The organism is Pseudomonas sp. AK181 (assembly GCF_051122975.1).
Classification (GTDB): Bacteria; Pseudomonadota; Gammaproteobacteria; order Pseudomonadales; family Pseudomonadaceae; genus Aquipseudomonas; species Aquipseudomonas lactis.
The window spans coordinates 5,885,162-5,911,549 of sequence record NZ_CP146348.1 but is presented as its reverse complement, the minus strand read 5'-3'; the positions used below and the strand labels follow the sequence as shown (position 1 = coordinate 5,911,549).

The following is a 26,388-nucleotide window of genomic DNA, read 5'->3' as shown; positions in this document are numbered from 1 at the left end:
CTCGCCTAATCGTCGTTTGTTGGCAAGTCTTGGGCCAGCTACAAATAGGGCCAGGATCGCCGTGTGTATTGCGGCGCGAATTTTTGTATGCAGATTGAAGGAGTGACCCATGGTTGCCGCATTGCTTGATCGTCTCGGGGTAAACCCGGCGCTGTACCAGGCCGGGAAACAACCCGTGCATTCACCGATTGATGGCAGCCGTATCGGCAGTGTCCATTGGGAAGGCGCCGCCGAGGTGGAGCAACAGGTCAGTCGCGCCGAGCATGCATTCCAAGCCTGGCGCAAGGTGCCGGCACCGCGACGTGGCGAGCTGGTGCGCCAGTTCGGCGACGTATTGCGCGAATACAAGGCTGACCTGGGTGAACTCGTTTCCTGGGAGGCCGGCAAGATCACCCAGGAAGGCTTGGGTGAAGTGCAGGAAATGATCGACATCTGCGACTTCGCCGTCGGCCTTTCGCGCCAGTTGTACGGCTTGACCATCGCGTCCGAGCGCCCAGGCCACCATATGCGTGAAACCTGGCACCCGCTGGGCGTGGTCGGCGTGATCAGCGCCTTCAACTTCCCCGTGGCCGTGTGGGCGTGGAACACTGCGCTGGCCTTGGTGTGCGGCAACGCGGTGATTTGGAAACCGTCGGAAAAGACCCCGCTCACCGCACTGGCCTGTCAGGCCTTGTTCGAGCGGGTGCTTAAAAAATTCGACGGTGCTCCCGAGTACCTCAGCCAAGTGATCATCGGCGGCCGCGACGCCGGCGCTGCGCTGGTGGATGACCCGCGCGTCGCCCTGATCAGCGCCACCGGCAGCACGCGTATGGGTCGTGAAGTGGCACCCAAAGTCGCCGCGCGTTTCGCCCGCAGCATCCTTGAACTGGGCGGCAACAACGCGATGATCCTCGGCCCGAGCGCCGACCTGGATATGGCCGTACGCGCCATCCTGTTCAGCGCAGTGGGCACCGCCGGCCAACGCTGCACCACCCTGCGCCGGCTGATCGCCCATGAGTCGGTCAAGGAAGAAATCGTCACCCGCCTCAAGGCCGCTTATTCCAAGGTGCGCATCGGCCACCCGCTGGAAGGCAACCTGATCGGCCCGCTGATCGACAAGCACAGCTTCGACAACATGCAGGACGCCCTTGAGCAAGCCTTGAGCGAAGGCGGCAAGGTGTTCGGCGGCAAGCGCCAACTGCAAGACAAATTCCCCAACGCCTACTACGTATCGCCGGCCATCGTGGAGATGCCCGAGCAAAGCGACGTGGTGTGCAGCGAAACCTTCGCACCGATTCTTTACGTGGTTGGCTACACCGACTTCGCCGAGGCCCTGCGCCTGAACAACGCCGTGCCGCAAGGCTTGTCGTCCTGCATCTTCACCACCGACGTGCGTGAAGCCGAGCAGTTCATGTCGGCGGTGGGTAGCGACTGTGGCATTGCCAACGTCAACATCGGCCCGAGTGGCGCGGAGATCGGTGGCGCCTTCGGGGGTGAAAAAGAGACCGGCGGCGGGCGTGAATCGGGCTCGGATGCGTGGCGCGGGTATATGCGCCGGCAGACCAATACCGTGAACTACTCGCTGGAGCTGCCGTTGGCACAAGGCATTACTTTCGACTGAGCCTCAGGTCGGAGTGAGATCAATGTGGGAGCTGGCTTGCCTGCGATAGCGGTGGTTCAGGCGATAGTTTTGGTGACTGATACGCCGCTATCGCAGGCAAGCCAGCTCCCACAGGTGATTGGGTTCCCCATTCAAAAGAGTATTTGTTTGTTGGGTCTCATCGGAGTCTGGCAATGGCACTGCGCGAAACATGTTTATGGGAACACCTCACCCCAGGCCGCCCCGACCGGGCCGCGCTCAAGGGTGCGGTCAAGGTGGATGTGTGCGTGATCGGCGCCGGCATCACCGGTTTGTCGGCGGCCATTCATTTGCTGGAACAGGGTAAAAGCGTCGCCGTAGTGGAGGCCCATCGCACCGGCCACGGCGGTTCGGGGCGCAACGTCGGGCTGGTCAATGCCGGCCTGTGGATTCCACCGGACGAGATCGAGGCCGGTTTCGGTACAGCGGTGGGCAGCCAGCTCAACCGCATGTTGGGTGCGGCGCCGTCCCTGGTGTTCAGCCTGATCGACAAGTACAACATCGACTGCCAATTGCGCCGTGAAGGCACCTTGCACATGGCGCACAACGCCCGTGGCGAGGCGGACTTGCGCAGCCGTGAGCAGCAGTGGAAACGCCGTGGCGCACCGGTTGAGTTACTCACCGGCCAGGCCTGCGAGCACGCCACCGGTACCCGCAAAATCGCCGCCGCATTGCTTGATCGGCGCGCCGGCACCTTGAACCCCATGGCCTACACCACGGGGTTGGCGAATGCCGCCGTGGGGCTGGGCGGGCAATTGTTTGATCATTCGCCGGTCACCCAGCTTGAGCGCCAAGGTGCCTATTGGTCGGTGCAGACCGCCGAGGGCGCGGTACAGGCCGCCCAGGTGGTGATCGCCTCCAATGCCTACACCGAAGGCGAATGGACCGAACTGCGGCGTAACTTTTTCCCCGGTTATTACTACCAGGTGGCATCGGCGCCGCTGACCGATGAAGCGGCCAAGCAGATCCTCCCCGGCGGCCAGGGCTCCTGGGACACGCGCCAGGTCCTGAGCAGCATTCGCCGCGATGCCGATGGCCGCCTGTTACTCGGCAGCCTGGGCAATGGCAACCAGAAACCGGCATGGTTTCTCAAAGCGTGGGCCGATCGGGTGCAGCAACATTACTTCCCGTACCTCAAACCGGTGCAGTGGGAATACACCTGGACCGGCTGCATCGCGTTTACCCCCGACCACTTGATGCGCCTGTTCGAACCGGCCCCCGGCCTGGTGGCGGTTACCGGTTATAACGGGCGCGGGGTGACCACCGGCAGCGTGGTGGGCAAGGCGTTTGCCGACTACCTGTGTCACCAGGACCCCCATGCCTTACCGATCCCTTTTGCGCCCATGCAACCCCTGGCCGCCGTGGGCCTGCGCAGTTGCCTGTATGAAGCCGGCTTCTCGCTCTACCACGCCGGGCAATGCCTGAGGATCGTGATCTGATCAGCGAAATACCCCTCAGAAGCCTGCATTTTCTTAGCAGGCTACCCATCTGTATTGGTGCAAGTCGTAGCAATCACGCACTGTAAATGTGCAGTTCCGTTACGTACGTTGTTACAGCTGTAGGAACTGTCGTTTATGCCTGTGGTTGCAGGTGCGACCTGCCAGGGTTGTACTTTTTTGCAGTGTTGGTTGCACCTGTAGACGCTAGACGGTTGCACGTCCTGGCAAAAGGCGTCGAAACGCCTGTAATAACAATGACACCGTGTCTTTTTGAAGAATAAAAACGTAATGGCACGCGGCTTGCTCTGAGCTTTCGGTGAAAGGTTTGAATGCAAGTTGTCGTGCCAAAAATCAAAAATATCGGAGCACCACTCATGTCCCAGACGTTTTACAAGAAAGGTTTTCTGGCCCTCGCCGTTGCTGCGGCGCTGGGTGTTTCTACGTTTGTTCAAGCTGATGTGAAAATTGGTGTGGCAGGCCCGATGACGGGTGCCAACGCCGCTTTCGGTGAGCAGTACATGAAGGGTGCCCAGGCGGCAGCCGAAGTGATCAACAAGGCCGGCGGCATCAACGGCGAGAAAATCGTACTGGTGGCGGGCGACGACGCCTGCGAACCCAAGCAGGCCGTAGCCGTGGCCAACCGCCTGGCCGACCAGGACAAAGTGATCGGCGTGGTCGGGCACTTCTGCTCATCCAACACCATCCCGGCGTCTGAGGTTTACGACGAAGCGGGCATCATCGCCATCACCCCGGGCTCCACCAACCCACAAGTGACCGAACGCGGCTTGGGCGCCATGTTCCGCATGTGCGGGCGTGACGACCAGCAAGGCATCGTCGCCGGCGACTACATCGTCGATGTGCTCAAGGGCAAGAAAGTCGCGGTGATCAACGACAAGGACACCTACGGCAAAGGCCTGGCCGACGCTACCGCAGCCCAGTTGACCAAGCGCGGCGTCAAGCCGGTGCTGGAAGAGGGCCTGACCCGAGGCGAGAAAGATTTCAGCGCCCTGGTCACCAAGATCCGCTCCCTGGGCGCCGACGTCGTGTACTTCGGCGGCCTGCATCCGGAAGCCGGCCCATTGGTGCGCCAGATCCGTGAAGCGGGCTTGAAAGACGTCAAGTTCATGTCCGATGACGGCGTGGTCACCGACGAACTGGTCGCCACCGCCGGCGGCGCGCAGTACGTCGATGGCGTGTACATGACCTTCGGTGCCGACCCGCGCCTGCTGCCAGACAGCAAGACCGTGGTGGAAGAGTTCCGCAAGAACGGCACCGAGCCTGAAGGCTACACCCTGTACGCCTACGCTTCGATCCAGGCCCTGGCCGCTGGCTTCAACGGTGCCAAGTCCAACAAGGGCGAAGACGCTGCCAAGTGGCTCAAGGCCAACCCGGTTAAAACCGTCATGGGCGAAAAAGCCTGGGATGCCAAGGGCGACCTGAAAGTCTCTGACTATGTGGTTTACCAGTGGGACAAAGACGGCAAATACCATCAGTTGGAAAAGCAGAAGTAATAACGCGACGGCTTGAACTCCTCGGTCCTTGTGGGAGCCGGGCTTGCCCGCGATGACGGACTCAATGCCAACACCTGTGTTGAATGTGAAACCGCTATCGCAGGCAAGCCAGCTCCCACAGAGGGCCTGGTTGCCTGCTCTATTGCAACAAACCTGTCTTTTCCTCCAGAAGCGCCGCACACCCACCGGTGTGCAGGTGCTCACCGCGTGAGATTGCGTTATGGATGGTATTTTCCTGCAGCAACTGGTCAACGGCCTGACCCTCGGGTCGGTCTATGGCCTGATCGCCATCGGCTACACAATGGTCTATGGCATCATTGGCATGATCAACTTCGCCCACGGCGAGGTTTATATGATTTCCGCTTACCTCGCGGCGATCAGTCTGGCACTGCTGGCTTACTTCGGCATCGAATCCTTCCCGCTGCTCATTCTCGGTACCTTGATCTTCACCGTGGTCGTCACCGGCGTGTACGGTTGGGTGATTGAGCGTGTCGCCTACAAACCCCTGCGTAACTCTACCCGCCTGGCGCCGCTGATCAGCGCCATCGGTATCTCGCTGATCCTGCAGAACTACGCGCAGATCGCCCAGGGCGCCAAACAACAAGGCATTCCCACCCTGCTGGCCGGCGCCTGGCGCGTCGATATCGGCACCGGGTTTGTACAACTCACCTACACCAAAGTGTTCATCCTGGTCGCCGCTTTTGCCGGCATGGCCTTGCTCACCTACATCATCAAATACACCAAGCTGGGCCGCATGTGTCGCGCTACCCAGCAAGACCGCAAGATGGCCTCGATCCTGGGCATCAACACCGACCGCGTGATCTCCTACGTGTTTGTCATCGGTGCCGCCATGGCCGCCCTGGCCGGCGTGCTCATCACCCTCAACTACGGCACTTTCGACTTCTATGCCGGCTTCATCATCGGCATCAAGGCGTTTACCGCAGCGGTACTCGGCGGCATCGGCTCCCTGCCTGGGGCGATGCTCGGCGGGATCATCCTCGGTATTTCCGAGTCGCTGTTCTCGGGGTTGATCAACTCTGACTACAAAGACGTGTTCAGTTTCTCCCTGCTGGTGGTGATTCTGATTTTCCGTCCCCAGGGCCTGCTTGGTCGCCCACTCGTGGCTAAGGTGTAAACATGTCTGCTGCCAAATCCATTGATATCAAGAAAAGTGTGGTCGACACGGTACTCGCGGGGCTGATTTCGCTGATCGTGTTCGGCCCGATTGTCGGCGTGGTGCTCGATGGCTACAGCTTCAACCTGGAACCTGCGCGGGTTGCCGTGCTGGTCGCCATTGTCATGGCCGGGCGCTTTGCCCTGAGCCTGTTCCTGCAAACCCCCAAGGGCGTGAAGATCCTGCAAGGGTTTGAGAGCAGCGGCTCCGGCGTGCACGTGCTGCCACCGGACTACAAGTCGCGGCTGCGCTGGATCATTCCGGCGCTGATCGTGATCGCCATCGTATTCCCGATCTTTGCCAACAAGTACCTGCTCACCGTGGTGATCCTGGGGCTTATCTACGTGTTGCTCGGCCTGGGGTTGAACATCGTGGTGGGCCTGGCGGGCCTGCTCGACCTGGGTTACGTGGCCTTCTACGCCATTGGCGCCTACGGCCTGGCGCTGGGTTATCAATACCTGGGCCTGGGCTTCTGGACCGTGCTGCCACTGGCGGCCATCGCGGCGGCGTTGGCGGGGTGCATACTCGGCTTCCCGGTGCTGCGAATGCACGGTGACTACCTGGCCATCGTGACCCTGGGTTTTGGTGAAATCATTCGCCTGGTGCTCAACAATTGGCTGTCGTTTACCGGCGGCCCGAACGGTATGCCCGTGCCGTCACCGACCTTCCTGGGCCTGGAGTTCGGCAAGCGTGCCAAAGATGGCGGCATTCCGTTTCACGAGTTTTTCGGCATCGATTACAACCCCAACATCAAGTTCATGTTCATCTACATCGTGCTGTTTCTGGTGGTGCTGGCCGTGCTGTACATCAAGCATCGCCTGACACGCATGCCGGTCGGCCGCGCCTGGGAAGCCCTGCGCGAAGATGAAATCGCCTGCCGCTCCATGGGCCTGAACCATGTGCTGGTCAAGCTCTCGGCCTTCACCATCGGCGCGTCCACCGCCGGTTTGGCCGGGGTGTTTTTTGCCAGCTACCAGGGCTTCGTCAACCCGTCGTCGTTTACCTTCTTTGAGTCAGCGTTGATCCTCGCCATCGTGGTGTTGGGCGGCATGGGCTCGACGGTCGGCGTGGTGATCGCCGCGTTTGTGCTGACCGTGGCGCCTGAATTGCTGCGCAGCTTCTCCGAATACCGCGTGCTGCTGTTTGGCGTGCTGATGGTGGTGATGATGATCTGGAGACCGCGTGGCTTGATTCGCATCAGCCGTACCGGTGTGACGCCACGCAAGGGGGTAGCGCCATGAGCAAGGAAGTCGTGCTGTCCGTCGAACACCTGATGATGCACTTCGGAGGCATCAAGGCCCTCAGTGATGTGAGCCTGCAGGTCAAACGCAACTCGATCTTCGCCCTGATCGGCCCCAACGGCGCCGGCAAGACCACGGTGTTCAACTGCCTCACCGGCTTCTACAAAGCCAGTGGCGGCAAGATTGAACTCAACGTGCGGGGCAAGCAAACCAACGTCATTCAGTTGCTGGGTGAACGCTTTGAAGCCACCGACTTCGTGTCGCCCAAAAGCTTCCTCAGTCGCGTGTACTACAAGATGTTCGGCGGCACCCACCTGGTGAATCGCGCGGGCCTGGCGCGCACGTTCCAGAACATTCGTCTGTTCAAGGAAATGTCGGTGCTGGAAAACCTGCTGGTGGCCCAGCATATGTGGGTCAACCGCAACATGCTTGCCGGCATCCTCAACACCAAGGGCTACCGCAAGGCCGAAAGTGATGCGCTGGATTGCGCGTTCTACTGGCTGGAAGTGGTCGACCTGGTGGACTGCGCCAACCGCCTGGCCGGCGAGCTTTCCTACGGCCAGCAGCGCCGCCTGGAGATCGCCCGCGCCATGTGCACGCGGCCGCAGATCATCTGCCTGGACGAACCGGCAGCGGGCCTCAACCCTCAGGAAACCGAAGCCCTCAGCGCGATGATTCGCCTGCTGCGCGACGAACACGACCTTACGGTGGTGCTGATCGAACACGACATGGGCATGGTGATGAGTATTTCCGACCACATTGTGGTGCTGGACCACGGCAACGTGATCGCCGAAGGCGGCCCGGACGCGATCCGCAACGACCCGAAAGTGATCGCCGCCTACCTGGGCGCGGATGAAGAGGAGCTGGTATGAGTGCACCTATCCTCGAAATGAAGGACCTGGACGTGTTCTACGGCCCGATCCAGGCCCTGAAAAAAGTCTCGCTGCACATCAACGAAGGCGAAACCGTCAGCCTGATCGGCTCCAATGGCGCGGGTAAATCCACGTTGCTGATGTCGATCTTCGGTCAGCCTCGGGCCGAGTCGGGGCAGATCCTCTACAACGGCGTCGACATTACTCACAAGTCGTCCCACTACATCGCTTCCAACGGCATTGCGCAGTCGCCGGAAGGGCGGCGGGTGTTCCCCGACATGACCGTGGAGGAAAACCTGCTGATGGGCACCATCCCTATTGGCGACAAGTTTGCCAGCGAGGACATGCAGCGCATGTTCGAGCTGTTCCCCAGGCTCAAGGAGCGGCGCAACCAGCGGGCGATGACCATGTCCGGTGGTGAGCAGCAAATGCTCGCCATCGCCCGTGCGCTGATGAGCCGGCCCAAGCTGTTGCTGCTCGATGAGCCAAGCCTGGGGTTGGCGCCGATTGTGGTGAAGCAGATCTTTTCCACCTTGCGCGAGCTGGCGTCCACCGGGATGACCATCTTCCTGGTGGAACAGAACGCCAACCATGCGCTGCGCTTGTCGGACCGGGCCTATGTGATGGTCAACGGTGAGATCCGCCTGACCGGCACCGGCAAGGAATTGCTGGTGAACGAGGACGTGCGCAACGCCTACCTGGGCGGTCACTGACCTAAGATCCAGGCGCATCAACTCTGTGGGAACCGGGCCTTATGTGGGAGCCGGGCTTGCCCGCGATAGCATCACCTCGGTTTAGCTGACATACCGAGGTGGCCGCATCGCAGGCAAGCCAGCTCCCACCCAAAGCCGGTTCCCACATTTGTTTTTGCGATGTCCACAAGCGCTCAACCAAATTGTGGAAAACAAATCCAGCCCACCTCAAAAGCGCGACATATAGCCGCCGCAAATCCCTGTTTTGTCACAGTTTTGACTTGTCCCCATCCACTGTGGAACCGGCTGTGGGTAACGTGGGAGTAGCTGGCTGAAAGCCTTTAACGACGTGGCTTACAGCGCTGTGGTTGTTTTTTGATCAGTGTGTTTTTCACGAGCGCCCCAGGGGTTTGTCAACCTGTTTAAAGACACAGGTATATGAACGAAATAAGTCCTTCCAGCCTGTGGATAAGTCTGTGACTAAACTCTGGAAAGACGCACGCAGGGGCCGGAATGACTGGCCTGGAGCCATCGTTGTGTTTTTCTGCATTTGTCAGCGGCTACATAGGTGCTCGCTCAGGTCAAGCAAAAAACTTTCTAAAACCGCCTGCAACCCTTGTGCACAGCGGCTTTGAGCCATTTGCACTTGCCCCCAAAGACTGTGGGCGCAGTTGTGGATAACCTGCGCGCATATGGCTGCAAGCCACGGTTTATAAGGCTTTAACAGTGTTGATTAAAAAATGACCAGTCGCGCAGGCATGTGCGTGCATAGCGGTTGCCGCAACGGCGGCGTAAGGGCATTCTGCTGGCTGTTTTTTTCCCGATGCCCGCAAGGAGAACACCATGTCCGACACGCTGTTTATCACTGGCGCTACTTCAGGTTTCGGCGAAGCCTGTGCCCGTCGCTTTGCCGAGGCCGGCTGGAAACTGGTGCTCACCGGTCGTCGTGCCGAGCGCTTGAATGCCTTGGTCGAAGAGCTTTCCAAGCAGACCGAAGTGCATGGCCTGGTGGTGGATGTGCGCGACCGCAAAGGCATGGAGGAGGCCATCGCCAACTTGCCGCCGTCGTTCGCCAAGCTGCGTGGCCTGATCAACAACGCAGGTCTGGCCGTGGGCACCGACCCGGCACCCAAGTGCGACCTCGACGACTGGGAAACCATGGTTGATACCAACATCAAGGGCCTGCTGACCACCACCAACCTGCTGCTGCCGCGGCTGATCGCCCATGGCCGCGGTGCCGGGATCATCAACCTGGGCTCCATCGCCGGTAACTACCCGTACCCGGGCAGCCATGTGTACGGCGGTTCCAAGGCGTTCGTGAAGCAGTTCTCGTTGAACCTGCGCTGCGACTTGCAAGGTACTGGCGTACGTGTGACCAATATCGAGCCGGGCCTGTGTGAGAGCGAGTTCTCCCTGGTGCGCTTCGGCGGTGACCAGGCGCGTTATGACGCCACCTATGCCGGGGCCGAGCCGATCCAGCCGCAGGACATTGCCGACACGATTTTCTGGGTGATGAACACCCCGGCCCACGTGAACATCAACCGCCTGGAGCTGATGCCGGTAAGCCAGACCTGGGCTGGGTTTGCGATTGAGCGTGGGGCCAAGGGCTAAGCACCTGCGCGACACACGCTGATCGTTCCCACGCTCCGCGTGGGAATGCCGCTGGGGCGCTCTGCGCCCCGCTTTCAGTGGCGGCAAATCGGCCAAAATGCGGCATAAGGTACACTGCCCGCCTGAAAACCCCACCGCACCCAGCGGTTTAAAGGTTTTGACAGGAGGCAATGTGAGTAACCGAGGTGAGCAGGCACTGCTCAAACAATCGACCATCCTGATGTTCGCAGTCGCGATCGCCGGGATTGTCACGGGTGTGATATCCGGCGCCCAATCCATTCTGTTCGACGGCTTTTTCTCGCTGATCGCCACCGCCATCAAGGTGTTGATGCTGATCACGGCCAAGCTGATCGCCAAGAAAAGCAACGAGCGGTTCCAGTTCGGCTATTGGCACCTGGAGCCGATGGTGCTGCTGATAGAAGGCAGTTTCCTGCTGTTGATCGCCATCTACGCGTTTCTCAATGGCGTGTTCGGCATTATCAATGGCGGGCGCGAAATCGAGTTGGGGCTGGTGATCATTTATGCGGCGGTGTTTACCGTCGTGGAGTTCGCCTACTTCTTCTACGTGCGCTATCGCAATCGCACACTCAAATCGTCATTGATCCAGTTCGACAACATCAGCTGGCTGGTGGACGCGATGCTGTCGGTGGGCTTGCTGATCAGCTTCCTGGCGGCGCTGTTGCTCAAGTCCCAGGGATATGGCGAGTGGGCGGTCTACGTCGACCCGTTGATCCTGATCCTGCTGGCCCTGAGCATGCTGGCGCCGGCATTCAAGATTTTGCGCCCGGCGTTGCGCGAAGTATTGGGCATCGCGCCGGATCACTTGGACGACAAGGTCCGCGAAGTGATGGACGCGGCGCAGGCCAAGCATGGTTTCGACGACTACGTGTCCTATGTGCAGAAGCACGGGCGCGCTCGGTTTATCGAGATTCATGTGGTGCTGCCGGCGGATTACCCGGTGGATAACGTCGCCACCCTTGATGGGCTGCGTGAAGAGATATCCACAGGGCTGGGGGCGGCGGATGCGGCGCGGTGGTTGACGATCAGTTTTACCGGGGATCGCAAGTGGATTGCGTGAGGTCAGTTAGCCCGAGGTGAGGCTATCGCAGGCAAGCCAGCTCCCACATTAGATAGTGTTCGCACAGTAAAATGTGGGAGCTGGCTTGCCTGCGATGGGGCCTTGCAGGTCAGCCCAGATGCTGGACCAAACCCTGATAGCAAGTCGCCAAATGATAAGGCGTAGTCGAAGGCATATCCCGTCGGCTCACCTTACCCTCGGCATCCAGGCATTCATGCCAACCCTTGGCATGCAAAAAGCGCTGCTGCAGCGCCTGCAACTGACGCTGCAGCACTGCTTCGCTGCCTGGCCGCAAGGTCAGTGCCCGCAGGTATTCCGCCTGCGCCCAGATCCGTTGTGTACCGTCGCGCACCGTGCCATCCAGCGCGAGCATGCCGCTGACCGCGCCGCTTAACTTATCCACACCCTTGTGCTCGGCATAGGCAAATGCCCGTGTCAGCGACCCATGCAGCGCAGTGCCGCGCAGCACAGCTGAAGATTCGAGCAAAAAGAACCATTCGAACTGGTGCCCGGGCTCAAACCAGTTATCCACAGCGCCCACAGGTTTTTCCATCATCACGCCGTGCTCGCGGTCGATGAAGCGTTGCTGCATGGCCGTCGCCAATGCCAGCAGGGCCGCTTGTACCTCGGTATCTTCACGCACCGCGAGGGTGGCCAGGAAACCTTCGGCCAGGTGCATCAACGGGTTTTGCAAAGGGCCTGTGTTGAGTGAGGCCCAGTTGCGCTCCAGTACCGCCTCGTACAAGCCGTCGCCGGTGGCAAAGCGTTGGGCGACGACTTCCAGGGCGGCGTTGAGCACCGACTCTACCAACGGCTCACGCACCTTGGCCCAGTAATGGGCACAGGCAAAAATAATGAAGGCGTGGGTGTAGAGGTCTTTGCGCTTGTCCAGCGGTTGGCCGGCGGGGTCGATGCTGTAGAACCAGCCACCGTGTTCGGCATCATGAAAGTGCCGTTGCAGGGAGCGAAACAGCGCCGCCGCACGTTCTTCGGCGAACGCCGCGCCAGGTTCGCCGATCAGACTGGCGAACAGGTACAACTGCCGGGCGCAGGCCATGGCGCGATAGCGCTGGGGGGGCAGTGGCTGGTGGTCGGCGTCCAGGGCCTCAAAGGGCAATGCCAGGTCGGCATTCCAGCCCGGGCCTTGCCAGAGGGGCACGATCAGGTCATGGAAGTGCGTGAGCACAGGCGTCAGGGAAGAGGGGGAAGCGATGGGCATTGGCTGGCGTCGTCACGGCAGGGGTGTAGGCGCGCATGGTAGCAGGCTGATCGTTCCCACGCTCTGCGTGGGAACGATCTTTTCCTCAGCCCGCCAGCAACCAAACCCCAGTCGCCGCCGAAGCCGCCCCGGCCACTCGCACCAATGGCGCTGCAGCTGCCGGCAAAAAGCGCACCACCGCATAACCCGCAGCGTGCAACACGGCAGTCGCCCCCACAAACCCAGCGGCATACGCCCAAGGGCTGGTCATATCCGGCAGTTCCAGGCCATGGGCCACGCCGTGAAACAGTGCAAACAAGGCCGTGGCGCCCACCGCCACGAACAGCGGCGGCCGTACCGCCAATGCTACCGCCAGGCCTAAGGCCAGCACCGAGGCGGCAATTCCGCTTTCCAGCGCCGGTAGTTGCAGCCCTTCAAAACCCAGCAGGCCGCCGATCAGCATGGTGCCAACAAAGGTGCACGGCAGCGCCCAGCGCGCGGCGCCTTTTTGCTGGGCCGCCCAGAGGCCCACCGCAACCATGGCCAGCAAGTGATCGAGGCCGCCCAGGGGGTGGCTGATACCGGCCACCAGGCCATTGTCGCCATGGCCCGGATGGGCGAAGGCCAGGGCCGGGGCGAGCAGCAGCGCGGCGGCGGCGAAAAGTCTGTTGAGTCTCATGGACAGGTTCCTTATGGGTTGATCAGGCGGCGGTCAGCAGGCCCTGGCGTTCGATGAAGGCGACGATGTCGTCCAGGCCGACCCCGGTTTTCTGGTTGCTGAACACAAAGGGTTTGCCGTTGCGCATGCGCTGGGTGTCGCTGTTCATCAGTTCCAGCGAGGCGCCGACCAGCGGGGCCAGGTCGATCTTGTTGATCACCAGCAGGTCGGATTTGCAAATACCGGGCCCGCCCTTGCGCGGCAGCTTGTCGCCCGCAGACACATCGATCACATAGATGGTCAGGTCCGACAGTTCCGGGCTGAAGGTGGCCGACAGGTTGTCGCCGCCGGACTCCACCAGAATCAGGTCCAGGCCAGGAAAACGGCGGTTGAGTTGGTCCACGGCCTCCAGGTTGATCGAGGCATCTTCGCGAATCGCCGTGTGCGGGCAGCCACCGGTTTCCACGCCGATGATGCGCTCCGGCGCCAGGGCCTGGTTGCGCACCAGGAAGTCGGCGTCTTCGCGGGTGTAGATGTCATTGGTGACCACCGCCAGGTTGTAGCGATCGCGCAGCGCCAGGCACAGGGCCAGGGTCAGGGCGGTCTTGCCCGAGCCTACCGGGCCGCCGATACCGACGCGCAGGGGTTGTGTGTTCATGTGCTTCTCCACAATCAGGAACGGAACAGGCGGCTGTACTGGCGCTCATGGGCCATGCACGCCAGGGACAGGCCAAAAGCGGCGCTGCCTGAATGGTTAGGGTTAATGCGCTCGGCGTCCTGCTGGGCTTGTTGCAGCAGCGGCAGCAGTTCACTGGTCAACCGCTGGGCCGCTTGCTGGCCCAATGGCAGGGTTTTCATCAGCACGGCCAACTGGTTTTCCAGCCAGCTCCACAGCCAGGCGGCAAGGGCGTCGTCGGCGCTGATGTGCCAGGCGCGCGCGGCCAAGGCCCAGCCAAGGGCCAGGTGCGGTTCGTCGCGTTGAGCGAGAAAATCACGGGCGCTGTTGTCCAGTTCCGGCAAGCCGTTGAGCAGTTGTTGCAGGGAGTAGCCCATCTGGCGGCTCTCCTGATACAGCTCGCGGGTCTCACGGCTGGCGCGGTGCTCGTCGCACAACTGCGCCAGTTGCGCCCAGTCCTGCTCCGCGGCGGCGCGGCAATGGGCGAGCAGCAGCGGCGCTTCGAAACGCGCCAGGTTGAGCAGCAACTGGTCACTGATCCAGCGTCGGGCGCTCGCGGCATCCTGCACACGGCCGTTGTCCACCGCCATTTCAAGGCCCTGGGAATAGCTGTAGCCGCCAATCGGCAATTGCGGACTGGCCAGGCGTAGCAGCGCCCAGGCTGGGTTCATAGACGCACGCCGAACTGATGCAGCTTAGGCGCGTAGTTGAAGTCTTCATCGCCATGGCGTGAATGATGATGGCCACCGCCATAGGCGCCGTGCTCGGGTTGAAACGGCGCTTCTATGGTCTGCGCATCGGCGCCTAGCTGTTCAAGCATGGCCTTGAGCACGTAGTCATCGAGCAGGCGCAGCCAGCCGTCACCGACTTGCAGGGCCACATGGCGGTTGCCCAGGTGATAGGCGGCACGGGTCAGCTCAAAGGCATTGCGGCAGGTGACGTGTAGCAGTTGTTCAGGTCGGGCACACACCCGTACGACGCGTCCGTCTTCTGCCTGTAGGAATTCGCCATCGTGCAAGGGCGGCTGGCCCCGCTCCAAAAACAGGCCGACGTCTTCACCGTCGGCACTGAAACAGCGCAGGCGGCTTTTGCTGCGGGCTTCGAAGTTGAGCAGCAACTCGGCGGCCCAGAGGGATTGGGGGGCGATTCGGCGGTGTATCACCAGCATCAGAGAGCTTCCAGCTGTGAGCGATGAAAGACCTAGAGCAAGGGGCTTGCCAATCATGGAATTGAGTAGGAATTCCCTGTAGTCAGGCAGGCATGCTGCTCAATAGGGCGTCGGATAATTCGGTGTGTGTATCAATTTGGTGCGTGTCGGATGTTTATAGCACCGGCGAAGGGCGTTTTGCGTTGATGGTGGCGCTCAGCTTGATGAAATTTCTTTCATCTTTTTCTCGGTAGGCATTTTTTAGGATTTTTCCTACGAGTCATCAGGATTTGGAGTTCATGAGATTACCTGCGGGTTCTTTAGGCTATGCGCCCTGTTTAATGCCACCGCGACGTTTATCATGCTTCGATCAATTTTCTGTATATGCCTGGTCAGCCTGACCTTCTTTATTTCATCGGCATCGGCCAACTTTCAGCCCCGCGCCACCTTCGGTTCGTCGCTGCAAAGTATCAAGCCAGCTTCTATCGACGACGTGATCGATCGCGCCCATGAGTTGCTGGGCACGCCCTACAAGTGGGGCGGCACTTCGGCGGAGCAGGGCTTTGATTGCAGCAGCTTCCTGGTGTACCTGTTCAAGACCCAGGCCAATATCCAGATACCGCGCACCACCACGGCCATGCACCGTTCATCGGCGGCGACCATCAAGCGCAATGCGTTGAAGCCTGGGGATGCGGTGTTTTTCAAAGGCAACGGGCGTGGCCAGGTCAGCCATGTCGGCCTTTATATTGGCCAAGGCAAATTCATCCATTCGCCGCGCACCGGCAAAACCATTCGTATCGATTCATTGAGCAATAGCTATTGGAACAAGCACTACACCACTGCCAAGCGTTTCCACACGGCGGGTTGATGGCTTTATTCGGTGCTGCCCAGCCCTTGCCAATGCTTGAGGCCGATAAAGATAAAGCGCAGTTGCTGGGTGATCTTCGCCTGGGGCGTGAGGTGGGCCGGCAAAGCGTGGGCCGGTGGGTCGATGATATCGGGCAGGGTGGCGAACACGCTCTTGACGATCAGGTCGGCCATCACATGCAAACCTTCCGCATCCAGGTGCTGCAACTTGGGCATCAACGTCAGGTCGGCGGCCAGGTCGCGGGTGATGTCTTCGCGCAGGGCGGCGATGGCTTGGCGCACGGCCAGGCAGCCGCCGTACTGTTCGCGGGCCAAAAACAGAAATTGCGAACGGTTGGCCGAGACCACATCGAGAAAGATGCGCACCGAGGCATCGATGATGCCGCCCATCACGAATTCGTTATGGCGCACCAGGCGGATCGTGGCGCGAAAGGTCTGGCCGACTTCGCTGACCAATACCAGCCCGAGCTGGTCCATATCGGCGAAATGGCGATAGAAACCGGTGGGCACGATACCCGCGGTCTTGGCCACTTCGCGCAGGCTCAGGCTGCCAAACCCACGGCCACACTCCATCAGATGGCGGGCTGCGTCCATCAGGGCGAGGCGGGTTTGTTGCTTTTGTTCGGCGCGGGGCAGCATGAGCGGATGAGCTTTGTCGGCAAGTACAGCGACGCACTCTAGCAAAAGCGCTTTGCCGGCGTCGAACTTGGCAGGGGCGGGGCGTGACGCGGTCTATATAAAAGCAAAAGCCCGATCGGCAGATCGGGCTTTTTTCTGGGCCACCACAGGCTTAGCTCTGTGCTTGATGCAGTTCTTGCAGACGGTCGGCACCGCCTTCAGCAACGCCTTCGGTGTAGGCGCGTTTGTTGGCTTGTTCAGCACCGCCTTCAACCAGACCTTTCTCTTGCAGGCGGTTGTAGCCATTTTCAGCCACGGCGCCTTTGGCGTAGTCACGGTTTTCGTCTTCTTGCGAACCGCTGCGAGCTACGGTTTGGCTGGTTTGCACGGCTTGGGCTTTGTTCTGTGGGGTGGCCTGTTCAGCGGCTGGCAGGGCAAAAGCGCTGGAAGCCAGGACAGATAACAGAACGGTAGCGAGTAATTGGCGTTTCATGATGGTTGCTCCTTGGGAGGGCGATAAAGTGGGTACAGGGCTAATGTTACCCTTGATAAGTCGATATAAAAGTTCATAAACACAATGGTAATAATCAACAGAATTGATTGTTCTCGCCGGAGGCTCTAGACCGAGCCTCTCAAGGCCGCGGCTTTGCACCGATGTGGGTATTTTCGACACGAACCTGGGTAACAATGGTGCGTCATCGATGGGGGAAATTGTCTGGTTGATCAGGAAAATCGCTTTTTTCGGCTAAATCCGCCGTTGCGTTAAACCCCCAGGCACTTTGCCAGTCGTAGTCCTATAAGCTGTTTAAAAGGCTGTTGCCCAGCCAGTCGTATTCAGGAGTCCTGTGCAATGACGCGCACTCGTAAAATTGTCGCTTGGAGCTGCGCCAGCTTCGTTCTGTTAATGGCCATCGTGGTACTGGTGTTGGTGTTCTTCGACTGGAACCGCATCAAGCCGCCCCTCAATGCCAAGGTCTCCGAAGAACTGCATCGCCCGTTCGCCATTAACGGCAACCTCGCCGTGGTGTGGCAGCGTGAGCCCGATGAAGGCGGCTGGCGCGCCTGGGTGCCGTGGCCCCATGTGATTGCCGAAGACCTGACCCTGGGTAACCCCGATTGGTCGAAACAACCGCAGATGGTCACGCTCAAGAAGGTTGAGCTGCGCATATCGCTCCTGGCCTTGCTGGTGCAGCGTGTGGTGATCCCGCGCATCGACCTCACCGAACCCAGTGCCCAGTTGCAGCGCCTGGCGGATGGCCGCGCCAACTGGACCTTCAAGTTTGACCCCAAGGACCCCAATGCCGAACCGTCCAACTGGGTGGTGGACATTGGCGCCATCGGTTTCGACAAAGGCCATGTGACCCTCGACGATCAAAGCCTCAAGACCCAGCTGGATGTGATCATCGATCCGCTGGGCAAGCCGATCCCCTTCGGCGAAATCGTCGGCGACGCCGATGCCAAGAAGGCCCTGGAAAAAGGCTCGGCGCCCCAGGACTACGCGTTCGGCCTCAAGGTCAAAGGCCAGTACCACGGGCAGAAGCTTGCGGGTACGGGCAAGATCGGTGGCTTGCTGGCCTTGCAGGACGCGGCCAAGCCGTTCCCGCTGCAAGCCCAGGTCAAGATCGCGGACACCAGCATCGCGCTGGCCGGCACCCTGACCGACCCGCTGAACCTCGGCGCGCTGGACCTGCGCCTGAAACTGTCGGGCAGCAGCCTGGGCAACCTGTACCCGCTGACCGGCGTGACCCTGCCGGACTCGCCGGCCTATTCCACCGACGGTCACCTGATCGCCAAACTGCATGAAGCCAGCGGCGCCTCCTTCCGCTACGAGAACTTCAACGGCAAGATCGGCAACAGCGACATCCACGGCGACCTAGCCTATGTCGCCAGCCAGCCACGGCCCAAGCTCAGTGGCGCGCTGGTGTCCAACCAACTGCTGATGGACGACTTGGCGCCTTTGATCGGCGCGGACTCAAATGCCAAGCAAAAAGCCCGTGGTGGTGAAAGCAAACAGCCGGCGACCAAAGTGCTGCCGGTTGAAGAGTTCCGCACCGAGCGTTGGCACGATATGGATGCTGACGTCGAGTTCACCGGCAAGCGCATCGTGCACAGTGCCGATTTGCCCTTTACCGACCTCTACACCCACCTGGTACTCAACGACGGCCAACTGAGCCTCGAACCCCTGCGCTTCGGCGTGGCCGGTGGCAAACTCGATGCGCAGATTCGCTTGAACGGCCGCACCACACCGATGGAGGGCCGCGCCAAACTCACGGCGCGTAACTTCAAACTCAAGCAGTTGTTCCCCACCTTCGAGCCGATGAAAACCAGCTTTGGTGAACTCAACGGCGATGCCGATATTACCGGGCGCGGTAACTCGGTGGCGGCACTGTTGGGCACGTCCAACGGCGACCTGAAAATGCTCATCAACGATGGCGCCATCAGCCGTAGCCTGATGGAAATCGCCGGGCTCAACGTCGGTAACTACGTGGTGGGCCGCCTGTTCGGCGACGAGGAAGTGAAGATCAACTGCGCAGCGGCGGACTTTGGCATCAAGACGGGCCTGGCGACCACGCGGCTGTTTGTGTTCGATACCGAGAACGCGATCATCTACATCGATGGCACCGCGAATATGGCCACTGAGCAGTTGGACCTGACCATTACGCCGGAATCCAAGGGCTTTCGCCTGTTCTCCCTGCGTTCACCGCTGTACGTCAACGGGCCGTTTATCAAGCCCAATGCCGGCGTGAAGGCCATCCCGCTGGCCCTGCGCGGTGCCGGCATGGTTGCTCTGGGTGTGATTGCCGGGCCGGCCGCCGGCTTGCTCGCCTTGGTGGCCCCAAGCGGTGGTGAGCCCAATGAGTGCGCACCGTTGCTGCAACAGATGAAGGAAGGCAAGGCGCCAAAAACTGTTAAGTAACTGTGGGAGCGGGCTTGCCCGCGATAGCGGAGTATCAGTCAATGATTTATCAACTGATCCGACGCTATCGCGGGCAAGCCCGCTCCCACAGTGGGGTGTTGCAGTGTTAGTGATTACAGGTCCTGCAGAATATCCGCCATATCGTCGGCGTGTTCTTCTTCCTGAGCCAGGATGTCTTCGAAGATGCGACGGGTAGTCGGGTCTTTGTCACCGATGTACTGGATGATCTCGCGGTAGCTGTCTACCGCGATCCGCTCGGCCACCAGGTCTTCGTAGACCATTTCCTTCAAGGTGTTGCCTGCCACGTATTGCGCATGGGAGTTCTTCGACAGCAGGTCGGGGTTGAACTCCGGCTCGCCGCCCAGCTGCACGATGCGTTCGGCCAGTTTGTCGGCGTGCTCGGCTTCCTGGGTGGCATGTTCCAGGAACTCATCGGCAGCCACGCTGGCCTTGAGACCGTTGGCCATGAAGTAGTGACGCTTGTAGCGCAGCACGCAGACCAGTTCGGTGGCCAGCGACTCGTTGAGCAGGCGAATGATTTCTTCGCGATCGGCGTCGTAGCCTTCGGTCACGGCGCCGTTTTCGACGTTCTGGCGGGCGCGGCTGCGCAGGGTTGCAACGTCAGTCAATTGTGCTTGAGTCATTTCAATCTCCTGGGGCTAATCCGGTTGTACGCCACGCTCTGCCGGCGAGGTCGTTATCAGGTGTGAGTCCTGGGCGGAGCAAAAAGTTTTATTGGATTTGCCAGCGGGTGTCATCTTCTGGTCGTGGGCGTGGGCTAGCCTGACTTTATTCCGTCTTGATCAAGGACGTTCGACCCATGCCGCAGTCGTTAGCTACACGTTACCCCTTGGTATTGGTGCCCGGCATGCTGGGTTTTGTACGCCTGGGGTGGTTCCCTTACTGGTACGGCATCGTCCCGGCGCTGCGGGCTGGCGGGGCGCAGGTGTTTGCCGTGCAGGTCGCGCCGCTGAATTCCAGCGAGGTGCGCGGTGAGCAGTTGCTGGTGCAGATCGAGCGGATTTTGCGCGAGACGGGCGCCGACAAGGTCAACCTGATCGGGCATAGCCAGGGCTCGCTCACCGCTCGCTATGCGGCAGCCACGCGCCCGCAATGGGTGGCCTCGGTGACCTCGGTGGCCGGGCCCAATCATGGCTCGGAGCTGGCCGATCATATCCACACCCATTACCCGGTCGACAGCGTTAAAGGTCGGCTGATGAGCGCAGCGTTTCACTTGGCAGCCTGGGTGATGGGCCTGCTGGAAACCGGCTATCGCGGGCCGCGCTTCAAGGCCGATCTGCCGGCCTCGCACCAGTCCCTGACCAGCGCGGGTGTGGCGCTGTTCAATCGCCAATATCCCCAGGGGTTGCCTCAGGAATGGGGTGGGCAGGGAGTGGAGGAGGTCAATGGCGTGCGCTATTACTCGTGGTCCGGCACCTTGCAGCCGGGCAAGACCGACCGCGGGCGCAACTTGCTGGATGGGACAAATCGCAGCTGCCGCTGGTTCGCCCGCAGCTTTGTGCGGGAGAAGGGTCAGTGTGACGGCCTGGTCGGGCGTTACAGCTCACACCTGGGCACGGTGATCGGCGATGACTACGCCCTGGACCACTTCGATATCGTCAACCAATCCCTGGGGCTGGTGGGCAAGGGGGCTGAGCCGATCCGCTTGTTTGTCGAGCATGCCCGGCGGCTGAAGGCGGCCGGGGTTTAATCGGGGAACCGCGTTATCGTTCTTCGCAGGCAAGCCAGCTCCCACCTTTGGAATGCATTCCCCTGTGGGAGCTGGCTTGCCTGCGATAGCGATGGCTCAGGCCACACTGACCCTGCGGCCAACCGGCGTGGTCCAACGCTCCGACAAAATCACCCCACCCAAGGTCAGCAAACCGCCCACCAAGTGATACAGCGCCAGCTCTTCCTTGAGCACCAGCGCGGCAATCAGCGCGGTAATCAACGGCAGCAGGTTGAAAAACAGCGTGGTACGGCTTGGCCCCAGTGTCTTCACCGAGTGCATCCACGCCAACGGCGCCAGCATCGACGCCAGCAGGCACGCATACAGCACCAGCGGAATATTCGCCCAACCCAGCCCTGCCTTGGCCGAGAACAGGTACAGCGGAAACAGCACCACCACCGCCACCAGCACCTGCAAATACAGGAGCACCAACGGCGGCAGGCGCAGCTGCCACTTTTTCAGCAGGGTGCTGTAGACCGCGTAGGCCAGCGTGGCAATCAGCATCATGCCGTCGCCCAGGTTGACCCCATGTTGCAGCAGCACGCCCAGGCTGCCGGCCGACACCACTACCACGACACCCGCGAACGACAGCACCGCGCCGGTCAAGGCGCCAAAGGTCAGGCGTTGGCCAAGGCTGATGATCGCGGCGGTCAACGCCATCAACGGCATCAGCGACAGGATGATGCCCATGTTGGTGGCGCTGGTCAGCGTCGCGGCGTAGTAAGCCAGGCTTTGATATACCGCCATGCCGAGCACGCCGAGGATAAAGATCTTGCCCAGGTTGGGGCGGATCTGCGGCCAGTGGGCGACCACCGGTTTGAGCATGAACGGCGTGAACAGCAACGCTGCGAACAGCCAGCGATAAAAGCCGATTTCAGCCGGAAAGATCGAGCCCACGGCCAATTTGTTGACCACGGTGTTGCCGGCCCAGATAAAGATGGCCAGCAGTGGATACGCGTATTGCATTGAAAAGAAACCCAGTGTGTTGACGAGGCAGGATTATCCTCTGTCTGGATCGAAGCCTATACTGCGATCCAGACAACTGAGCGTTGAATCCAGACAACATGTCCCGACACACCGTACGCCTGCCCGATTTCGCCCGCCTGCCAAGCCCGGTGTACTTTCGGTATTCCGATTTTGCCCCGGACACCGAATGCACCCCGCACCAGCACACCTGGGGCTCGCTGGATTACTCGGCCAGCGGCGTGATGCGCATGCAAGTGGCGGGCAATCGCTTCATGTCGCCACCACAGTACGCGGTGTGGGTGCCGCCGCATACCGAGCACAGCTCCTACAATGCCGAGGCGATTGTCTACCACTCCGTGGGCCTGGCGCCGCAGCTGTGCGAGCAGTTGCCGCAGCAGCCTTGCACGTTGGCCATCAGCGACATTCTCAAGGCGATCCTCAAGGATTTCGCCCTGCGCGATGTCAATGCACCGCGCACCGATGCTGACATTCGCCTGGCCCAAGTGCTGGTTGACCAGCTCAAGCTGGCGCCGGTCCACGACTGCTTCCTGCCCTATGCCCGCCACCCTGGGTTGCTAGGGGTCTTGGAGGGCATGCAGGCCGCGCCGGGAGACAACCGCCCGCTGGCGCAGTGGGCCGAGCAGGTGCATGTGAGCGAGCGCACCCTGGCGCGCCAGTTCGTGCGCGAGCTGGGCATAAGCTTTGGCGAATGGCGCCAGCGCCTGCGCTACCTGGCGGCCATCGAAGCGCTGGACAGCGACCGCAGCGTGCAACACGTGGCGTTTGATCTGGGCTATAGCACCGCCTCGGCGTTTATCGCGATGTTCCAGCGCCACGCCGGCTGCACGCCGGAGCAATACCGGCGGGCGAATATTCGTGGCCGGTGAAGTTGTAACAGGTTTTGACTACACTGCGCTGTAGGCCGTGCCCGTCGGCACGGTAACAGGGAGAAAACTCCATGAAGATGCTGCGTATTCCGTTGTTGATGATGGGCCTGCTGATGTGTTCCCAGGGTTTTGCCGCCACTGCCCAGCAGAACAAAATGACCACCTGCAATGCCGAAGCTACCACCAAGACGCTCAAGGGCGATGAGCGCAAGACTTTCATGAAGACCTGCCTGTCGGCACCTGCCGCCAACGACGCCAAGACCCTGACCCCGCAGCAGCAGAAGATGAAAGACTGCAATGCGTCGGCGAAAACCCAAGCCTTGGCCGGTGACGCGCGCAAAACTTTCATGAGCACCTGCCTGAAGAAATAATAGCCCCGGGCCATAGAAGGCTGCGACACTCGCACACAGCCCCTTTGTAGGAGCGAGCTTGCTCGCGAAAACGTGAACGATCACACGGGCGCCCTGACTAAACGAGGCGCTCTTGCGTTTTTCGCGAGCAAGCTCGCTCCTACAACATCCTTCAACGCCGTTTGTTTTGAGGCTGTATGCCAACGTTTTCTCAGCGTCATGTGTTGTTGCTGTCCAGCTACATCATCATTTTCGGCGGGTTGCTGCTGGTACTGCCGCTGAAATTGCTGCCCAGCCTGCTGGCCGGTCTGTTGGTCTATGAGCTGGTCAACATGCTCACCCCTCAACTGCAACGCCTGATCGAAGGCCGGCGCGCGCGCTGGCTGGCGGTGGCCTTGCTGGGCACCCTGATCGTCAGCGTGCTGGCCTTGATCTTCGCCGGCGCCATCAGCTTCCTGCTCCACGAAGCGGAAAACCCCGGGGCGTCCCTGGATAAATTCATGGGCGTGGTCGACCGCGCGCGCGGCCAATTGCCGCCGTCCATCGACGCTTACCTGCCCGCCAGCGCCGCGGAGTTTCGCGTGGCTATTGGCGATTGGCTGAGCAAGCACCTGAGCGAACTGCAACTGGTCGGCAAAGACGCCGCCCACATGTTCGTCACCTTGCTGATCGGCATGGTGCTGGGTGCGATCATCGCCTTGCAGCGTGTGCCCGACTTGACCAAGCGCAAACCCTTGGCCGCGGCGCTGTTCGATCGCCTGCACCTGCTGGTCCAGGCGTTTCGCAACATCGTTTTTGCCCAGATCAAGATCGCCGCGCTGAACACGGCCTTCACCGCGGTATTCCTGGCGGTGGTGCTGCCGTTGTGTGGCATCCACCTGCCGTTGACCAAGACTCTGATCGTGCTGACCTTCCTGCTTGGCCTGCTGCCGGTGATCGGCAACCTGATCTCCAACACGCTGATCACCATCGTGGCGCTGTCGCTGTCGATCTGGGTGGCGGTGGCGGCGCTGGGGTATTTGATCGTCATCCACAAGGTCGAGTACTTCCTCAACGCGCGAATCGTCGGCGGGCAGATCAGTGCCAAGTCGTGGGAATTGTTGTTGGCGATGCTGGTGTTTGAGGCGGCGTTCGGCTTGCCGGGGGTGGTGGCGGGGCCGATTTACTATGCCTATCTCAAAAGCGAGCTGAAGCTCGGGGGGATGGTTTAGGCCTTGTGTGGCCTGGGCTGACGCCATCGCGGGCAAGCCCGCTCCCACATTGAAATGCGATCACCTGTGGGAGCTGGCTTGCCTGCGATGACGGCCTGCCAGCCGAAGCTTATCTACCTGACACCCCAACGATCCAACTGTGTGAGCTGGCTTGCCTGCGATGACGGCCTCACAGCCGGCCCCTGTCTATCTGACGCCCTGCGATCAAACTGTGGGAGCGGGCTTGCTCGCGAAGGCGGCCTGGCAGTTAACGCAGTTGGATTGTGTGTATATCCATTGCTGCGGTAACGGCCGCTTAGGGTTCCGCCCTGACGGCGGGTCACTTTGGAAAAGCCCCAAAGTAACCAAAGGGCTCTTGCCCCACCACTCGGCACCTCGCTCACGCTCGGTGTGCCCGAACGCAGGCTTGAATCCGTGGGCCGCCGCCACGCGCCATCCATGGCGCGGGGCGGCTAACCCGGCGTCCTGCCGGGTTACCCACGAATTCAAGCCTGCGTTCGGCCAGCGTGGTTTAACGGGGCGCCTAAGATCAAAAGCAGATCAAGATCAAGAGCGGCTCGCTTCGCATCGTGGTTACCGTCGGAGGGGCGCGCCACGGTGTCAGCTAAAACTCAGCAACCGTAACGCTTGCTTGCCTCAATCGCCAAACCACTGCCAATACTGCCGAAGATATTGCCTTCCACATGCCGCGCATTCGGCAGCATTGCCGAGATGCTGTGGCGCAGTGCCGGGATGCCGCTGGAGCCGCCGGTGAAGAACACGGTGTCCACCTGCGCCACGCTCACCGAGGCGTCGTTGAGCAACTGCGTGACGCTGCCGCGTACACGTTCCAGCAAGCTGTCGATGGACGACTCGAACAGTGCGCGGCTCAGGTCTACGCTCAGGCCGGCTTCGATGCGGTCCAGCGGCACGTGGCGGCTGTCTTGTTGGGTGAGCTGGATCTTGGTTTCTTCCACTTCCATGGCCAACCAGTGCCCGGCGCGCTGTTCGATCAGTTTGAACAGGCGGTCGATGCCGCCGGTGTCTTCGATGTCGTAGCGCATGCTGCCCAGGGCCAGCTGGGATTTTTGTGAGTACACCGAGTTGATGGTGTGCCAGGTGGCCAGGTTCATGTGGTGGCTGGTGGGCATGTAGGCGCCGCTTTTCATGCGGCTGCCGTAGCCGAACAGCGGCATCATGCCTTGCAGGCTGAGTTGTTTGTCGAAGTCGGTACCGCCGATGTGTACGCCGCCGGTGGCGAGGATGTCGCTCTGGCGGTTGTCGTTGTGACGACGCTCCGGCGACAGGCGCACCAGGGAGAAGTCGGAGGTACCACCGCCGATGTCGACGATCAGCACCAGCTCTTCTTTGGTGATGGTGGACTCGTAGTCGAAGGCAGCAGCAATCGGTTCGTACTGGAAGGAGATGTCCTTGAAGCCGATCTTGCGCGCCACGTCCACCAGGGTGTTTTCTGCTTCCTGGTCGGCCATCGGGTCGTCATCGACGAAGAACACCGGGCGGCCCAGCACCACTTCTTCGAACTCACGGCCGGCGTTGGCTTCGGCGCGGCTCTTGAGCTGGCCGATAAACAGTGCCAGCAGGTCGGTGAAGGGCATCGCAGTGCCGAGCACGCTGGTGTCGTGCTTGATCAGCTTGGAACCCAGCAGGCTCTTGAGCGAGCGCATCAGGCGGCCTTCGTAGTTCTCCAGGTATTCGTGCAGCGCCAGGCGACCGTATACCGGGCGGCGCTCCTCGAAGTTGAAGAACACCACTGACGGCAGGGTGATCTTGTCGTCCTCCAGCGCGATCAGCGTCTCCTCGCCGGGGCGGATCCAGCCGACGGTGGAGTTGGACGTGCCGAAGTCGATGCCGCAGGCACGGGCTGGGGATGCGTTTTTCATGTCTCACAGGTTCCGGGCAAAAAACGGCCGCGCAGTGTATGTCACTGG

General features: G+C 60.7%; 25 protein-coding genes. 15 read left to right on the top strand and 10 right to left on the bottom strand.

Features of this window, described 5'->3' with window-relative positions:
- Positions 1–109: 109 nt before the first annotated feature.
- The 9 genes from amaB (at position 110) to V8689_RS26960 (ending at position 11,236) form a co-directional block, all read left to right on the top strand.
- On the top strand, positions 110–1,600 hold the full coding sequence (amaB, locus tag V8689_RS27000; RefSeq protein WP_056782767.1) for an L-piperidine-6-carboxylate dehydrogenase: 1,491 nt from the start codon (positions 110–112) through the stop codon (positions 1,598–1,600).
- 173 nt (positions 1,601–1,773) lie between these two features.
- Positions 1,774–3,057 (top strand): L-pipecolate oxidase, encoded by a 1,284-nt coding sequence (amaA, locus tag V8689_RS26995; protein ID WP_056782768.1) that lies wholly within the window; start codon positions 1,774–1,776, stop codon positions 3,055–3,057.
- 374 nt (positions 3,058–3,431) lie between these two features.
- Positions 3,432–4,568, top strand: coding sequence for a branched-chain amino acid ABC transporter substrate-binding protein (locus V8689_RS26990; RefSeq protein ID WP_032893805.1), 1,137 nt, complete (start codon positions 3,432–3,434; stop codon positions 4,566–4,568).
- A gap of 220 nt (positions 4,569–4,788) precedes the next feature.
- Complete coding sequence (locus V8689_RS26985; protein ID WP_003188099.1) at positions 4,789–5,703, top strand: ABC transporter permease subunit; 915 nt, start codon at positions 4,789–4,791, stop codon at positions 5,701–5,703.
- 2 nt (positions 5,704–5,705) lie between these two features.
- Positions 5,706–6,983: a high-affinity branched-chain amino acid ABC transporter permease LivM gene (gene livM / locus V8689_RS26980; protein WP_003188100.1), complete on the top strand. Its 1,278-nt coding sequence runs from the start codon at positions 5,706–5,708 to the stop codon at positions 6,981–6,983.
- Positions 6,980–7,855, top strand: coding sequence for an ABC transporter ATP-binding protein (locus tag V8689_RS26975; RefSeq protein WP_003188102.1), 876 nt, complete (start codon positions 6,980–6,982; stop codon positions 7,853–7,855). The genes livM and V8689_RS26975 overlap by 4 nt, the downstream gene beginning before the upstream one ends.
- On the top strand, positions 7,852–8,568 hold the full coding sequence (locus V8689_RS26970; RefSeq protein WP_003188103.1) for an ABC transporter ATP-binding protein: 717 nt from the start codon (positions 7,852–7,854) through the stop codon (positions 8,566–8,568). Before V8689_RS26975 ends, V8689_RS26970 begins: the two co-directional genes overlap by 4 nt.
- Positions 8,569–9,390: 822 nt before the next feature.
- Complete coding sequence (locus V8689_RS26965) at positions 9,391–10,158, top strand: SDR family oxidoreductase (RefSeq protein ID WP_005784288.1); 768 nt, start codon at positions 9,391–9,393, stop codon at positions 10,156–10,158.
- Between the two features lie 172 nt (positions 10,159–10,330).
- The gene (locus tag V8689_RS26960; protein WP_003188105.1) at positions 10,331–11,236 is read left to right on the top strand and encodes a cation diffusion facilitator family transporter; all 906 of its coding nucleotides are present in this window, start codon (positions 10,331–10,333) and stop codon (positions 11,234–11,236) included.
- A gap of 109 nt (positions 11,237–11,345) precedes the next feature.
- Here V8689_RS26960 and V8689_RS26955 read toward each other — a convergent pair whose 3' ends face one another.
- The 5 genes from V8689_RS26955 to ureE form a co-directional block, all read right to left on the bottom strand.
- Positions 11,346–12,455 (bottom strand): AGE family epimerase/isomerase, encoded by a 1,110-nt coding sequence (locus V8689_RS26955; protein ID WP_056782769.1) that lies wholly within the window; start codon positions 12,453–12,455, stop codon positions 11,346–11,348.
- A gap of 85 nt (positions 12,456–12,540) precedes the next feature.
- Complete coding sequence (locus tag V8689_RS26950) at positions 12,541–13,113, bottom strand: HupE/UreJ family protein (RefSeq protein ID WP_056782770.1); 573 nt, start codon at positions 13,111–13,113, stop codon at positions 12,541–12,543.
- Positions 13,114–13,135: 22 nt separating this feature from the next.
- Complete coding sequence (gene ureG, locus V8689_RS26945) at positions 13,136–13,750, bottom strand: urease accessory protein UreG (RefSeq protein ID WP_003188109.1); 615 nt, start codon at positions 13,748–13,750, stop codon at positions 13,136–13,138.
- Between the two features lie 14 nt (positions 13,751–13,764).
- Complete coding sequence (locus V8689_RS26940) at positions 13,765–14,439, bottom strand: urease accessory protein UreF (RefSeq protein WP_056782771.1); 675 nt, start codon at positions 14,437–14,439, stop codon at positions 13,765–13,767.
- Positions 14,436–14,936, bottom strand: coding sequence for an urease accessory protein UreE (ureE, locus tag V8689_RS26935; RefSeq protein WP_056782772.1), 501 nt, complete (start codon positions 14,934–14,936; stop codon positions 14,436–14,438). The genes V8689_RS26940 and ureE overlap by 4 nt, the downstream gene beginning before the upstream one ends.
- Before the next feature lie 340 nt (positions 14,937–15,276).
- Between ureE and V8689_RS26930 the strand changes: the two genes are divergently transcribed.
- Positions 15,277–15,783, top strand: coding sequence for a C40 family peptidase (locus V8689_RS26930; protein WP_056782773.1), 507 nt, complete (start codon positions 15,277–15,279; stop codon positions 15,781–15,783).
- Between the two features lie 5 nt (positions 15,784–15,788).
- Here the strand turns inward: V8689_RS26930 and V8689_RS26925 are convergent, their stop codons facing one another.
- Both V8689_RS26925 and V8689_RS26920 read right to left on the bottom strand, forming a co-directional pair.
- Positions 15,789–16,421: a TetR family transcriptional regulator gene (locus tag V8689_RS26925; RefSeq protein WP_003188114.1), complete on the bottom strand. Its 633-nt coding sequence runs from the start codon at positions 16,419–16,421 to the stop codon at positions 15,789–15,791.
- Between the two features lie 151 nt (positions 16,422–16,572).
- On the bottom strand, positions 16,573–16,893 hold the full coding sequence (locus tag V8689_RS26920; RefSeq protein ID WP_003188116.1) for a hypothetical protein: 321 nt from the start codon (positions 16,891–16,893) through the stop codon (positions 16,573–16,575).
- 357 nt (positions 16,894–17,250) lie between these two features.
- Here V8689_RS26920 and V8689_RS26915 point away from each other — a divergent pair, with 357 nt between their 5' ends.
- A complete protein-coding gene (locus tag V8689_RS26915) occupies positions 17,251–19,317 on the top strand; it encodes an AsmA family protein (protein WP_056782774.1) in 2,067 nt (688 codons plus the stop codon).
- A gap of 113 nt (positions 19,318–19,430) precedes the next feature.
- Here V8689_RS26915 and V8689_RS26910 read toward each other — a convergent pair whose 3' ends face one another.
- The gene (locus V8689_RS26910; RefSeq protein ID WP_003188119.1) at positions 19,431–19,961 is read right to left on the bottom strand and encodes a ferritin-like domain-containing protein; all 531 of its coding nucleotides are present in this window, start codon (positions 19,959–19,961) and stop codon (positions 19,431–19,433) included.
- A 176-nt stretch (positions 19,962–20,137) separates the two neighbouring features.
- Between V8689_RS26910 and V8689_RS26905 the strand changes: the two genes are divergently transcribed.
- Positions 20,138–21,028: an esterase/lipase family protein gene (locus V8689_RS26905; protein ID WP_056782775.1), complete on the top strand. Its 891-nt coding sequence runs from the start codon at positions 20,138–20,140 to the stop codon at positions 21,026–21,028.
- A 96-nt stretch (positions 21,029–21,124) separates the two neighbouring features.
- Here the strand turns inward: V8689_RS26905 and V8689_RS26900 are convergent, their stop codons facing one another.
- Entirely contained in the window at positions 21,125–22,012 is an 888-nt protein-coding gene (locus tag V8689_RS26900; RefSeq protein WP_150073421.1) for a DMT family transporter, read from the bottom strand.
- A gap of 98 nt (positions 22,013–22,110) precedes the next feature.
- Between V8689_RS26900 and V8689_RS26895 the strand changes: the two genes are divergently transcribed.
- The 3 genes from V8689_RS26895 to V8689_RS26885 all read left to right on the top strand — a co-directional run bounded on the left by V8689_RS26895 (position 22,111) and on the right by V8689_RS26885 (position 24,460).
- A complete protein-coding gene (locus V8689_RS26895; protein WP_150073422.1) occupies positions 22,111–22,899 on the top strand; it encodes an AraC family transcriptional regulator in 789 nt (262 codons plus the stop codon).
- A gap of 71 nt (positions 22,900–22,970) precedes the next feature.
- A complete protein-coding gene (locus tag V8689_RS26890; RefSeq protein WP_056782777.1) occupies positions 22,971–23,270 on the top strand; it encodes a PsiF family protein in 300 nt (99 codons plus the stop codon).
- 176 nt (positions 23,271–23,446) lie between these two features.
- The gene (locus V8689_RS26885; protein WP_003188124.1) at positions 23,447–24,460 is read left to right on the top strand and encodes an AI-2E family transporter; all 1,014 of its coding nucleotides are present in this window, start codon (positions 23,447–23,449) and stop codon (positions 24,458–24,460) included.
- A gap of 611 nt (positions 24,461–25,071) precedes the next feature.
- Here the strand turns inward: V8689_RS26885 and V8689_RS26880 are convergent.
- Positions 25,072–26,340: an Hsp70 family protein gene (locus V8689_RS26880; RefSeq protein ID WP_056782778.1), complete on the bottom strand. Its 1,269-nt coding sequence runs from the start codon at positions 26,338–26,340 to the stop codon at positions 25,072–25,074.
- Positions 26,341–26,388: the final 48 nt, after the last annotated feature.

Bases quoted from the DNA above. Each gene is read 5' to 3' on its own strand.
- amaB (WP_056782767.1), top strand. From the start codon at position 110: ATGGTTGCCGCATTGCTTGATCGTCTCGGGGTAAACCCGGCGCTGTAC.
- amaA (WP_056782768.1), top strand. From the start codon at position 1,774: ATGGCACTGCGCGAAACATGTTTATGGGAACACCTCACCCCAGGCCGC.
- V8689_RS26990 (WP_032893805.1), top strand. From the start codon at position 3,432: ATGTCCCAGACGTTTTACAAGAAAGGTTTTCTGGCCCTCGCCGTTGCT.
- V8689_RS26985 (WP_003188099.1), top strand. From the start codon at position 4,789: ATGGATGGTATTTTCCTGCAGCAACTGGTCAACGGCCTGACCCTCGGG.
- livM (WP_003188100.1), top strand. From the start codon at position 5,706: ATGTCTGCTGCCAAATCCATTGATATCAAGAAAAGTGTGGTCGACACG.
- V8689_RS26975 (WP_003188102.1), top strand. From the start codon at position 6,980: ATGAGCAAGGAAGTCGTGCTGTCCGTCGAACACCTGATGATGCACTTC.
- V8689_RS26970 (WP_003188103.1), top strand. From the start codon at position 7,852: ATGAGTGCACCTATCCTCGAAATGAAGGACCTGGACGTGTTCTACGGC.
- V8689_RS26965 (WP_005784288.1), top strand. From the start codon at position 9,391: ATGTCCGACACGCTGTTTATCACTGGCGCTACTTCAGGTTTCGGCGAA.
- V8689_RS26955 (WP_056782769.1), bottom strand. From the start codon at position 12,455: ATGCCCATCGCTTCCCCCTCTTCCCTGACGCCTGTGCTCACGCACTTC.
- V8689_RS26950 (WP_056782770.1), bottom strand. From the start codon at position 13,113: ATGAGACTCAACAGACTTTTCGCCGCCGCCGCGCTGCTGCTCGCCCCG.
- ureG (WP_003188109.1), bottom strand. From the start codon at position 13,750: ATGAACACACAACCCCTGCGCGTCGGTATCGGCGGCCCGGTAGGCTCG.
- V8689_RS26940 (WP_056782771.1), bottom strand. From the start codon at position 14,439: ATGAACCCAGCCTGGGCGCTGCTACGCCTGGCCAGTCCGCAATTGCCG.
- ureE (WP_056782772.1), bottom strand. From the start codon at position 14,936: ATGCTGGTGATACACCGCCGAATCGCCCCCCAATCCCTCTGGGCCGCC.
- V8689_RS26930 (WP_056782773.1), top strand. From the start codon at position 15,277: ATGCTTCGATCAATTTTCTGTATATGCCTGGTCAGCCTGACCTTCTTT.
- V8689_RS26925 (WP_003188114.1), bottom strand. From the start codon at position 16,421: ATGCTGCCCCGCGCCGAACAAAAGCAACAAACCCGCCTCGCCCTGATG.
- V8689_RS26920 (WP_003188116.1), bottom strand. From the start codon at position 16,893: ATGAAACGCCAATTACTCGCTACCGTTCTGTTATCTGTCCTGGCTTCC.
- V8689_RS26915 (WP_056782774.1), top strand. From the start codon at position 17,251: ATGACGCGCACTCGTAAAATTGTCGCTTGGAGCTGCGCCAGCTTCGTT.
- V8689_RS26910 (WP_003188119.1), bottom strand. From the start codon at position 19,961: ATGACTCAAGCACAATTGACTGACGTTGCAACCCTGCGCAGCCGCGCC.
- V8689_RS26905 (WP_056782775.1), top strand. From the start codon at position 20,138: ATGCCGCAGTCGTTAGCTACACGTTACCCCTTGGTATTGGTGCCCGGC.
- V8689_RS26900 (WP_150073421.1), bottom strand. From the start codon at position 22,012: ATGCAATACGCGTATCCACTGCTGGCCATCTTTATCTGGGCCGGCAAC.
- V8689_RS26895 (WP_150073422.1), top strand. From the start codon at position 22,111: ATGTCCCGACACACCGTACGCCTGCCCGATTTCGCCCGCCTGCCAAGC.
- V8689_RS26890 (WP_056782777.1), top strand. From the start codon at position 22,971: ATGAAGATGCTGCGTATTCCGTTGTTGATGATGGGCCTGCTGATGTGT.
- V8689_RS26885 (WP_003188124.1), top strand. From the start codon at position 23,447: ATGCCAACGTTTTCTCAGCGTCATGTGTTGTTGCTGTCCAGCTACATC.
- V8689_RS26880 (WP_056782778.1), bottom strand. From the start codon at position 26,340: ATGAAAAACGCATCCCCAGCCCGTGCCTGCGGCATCGACTTCGGCACG.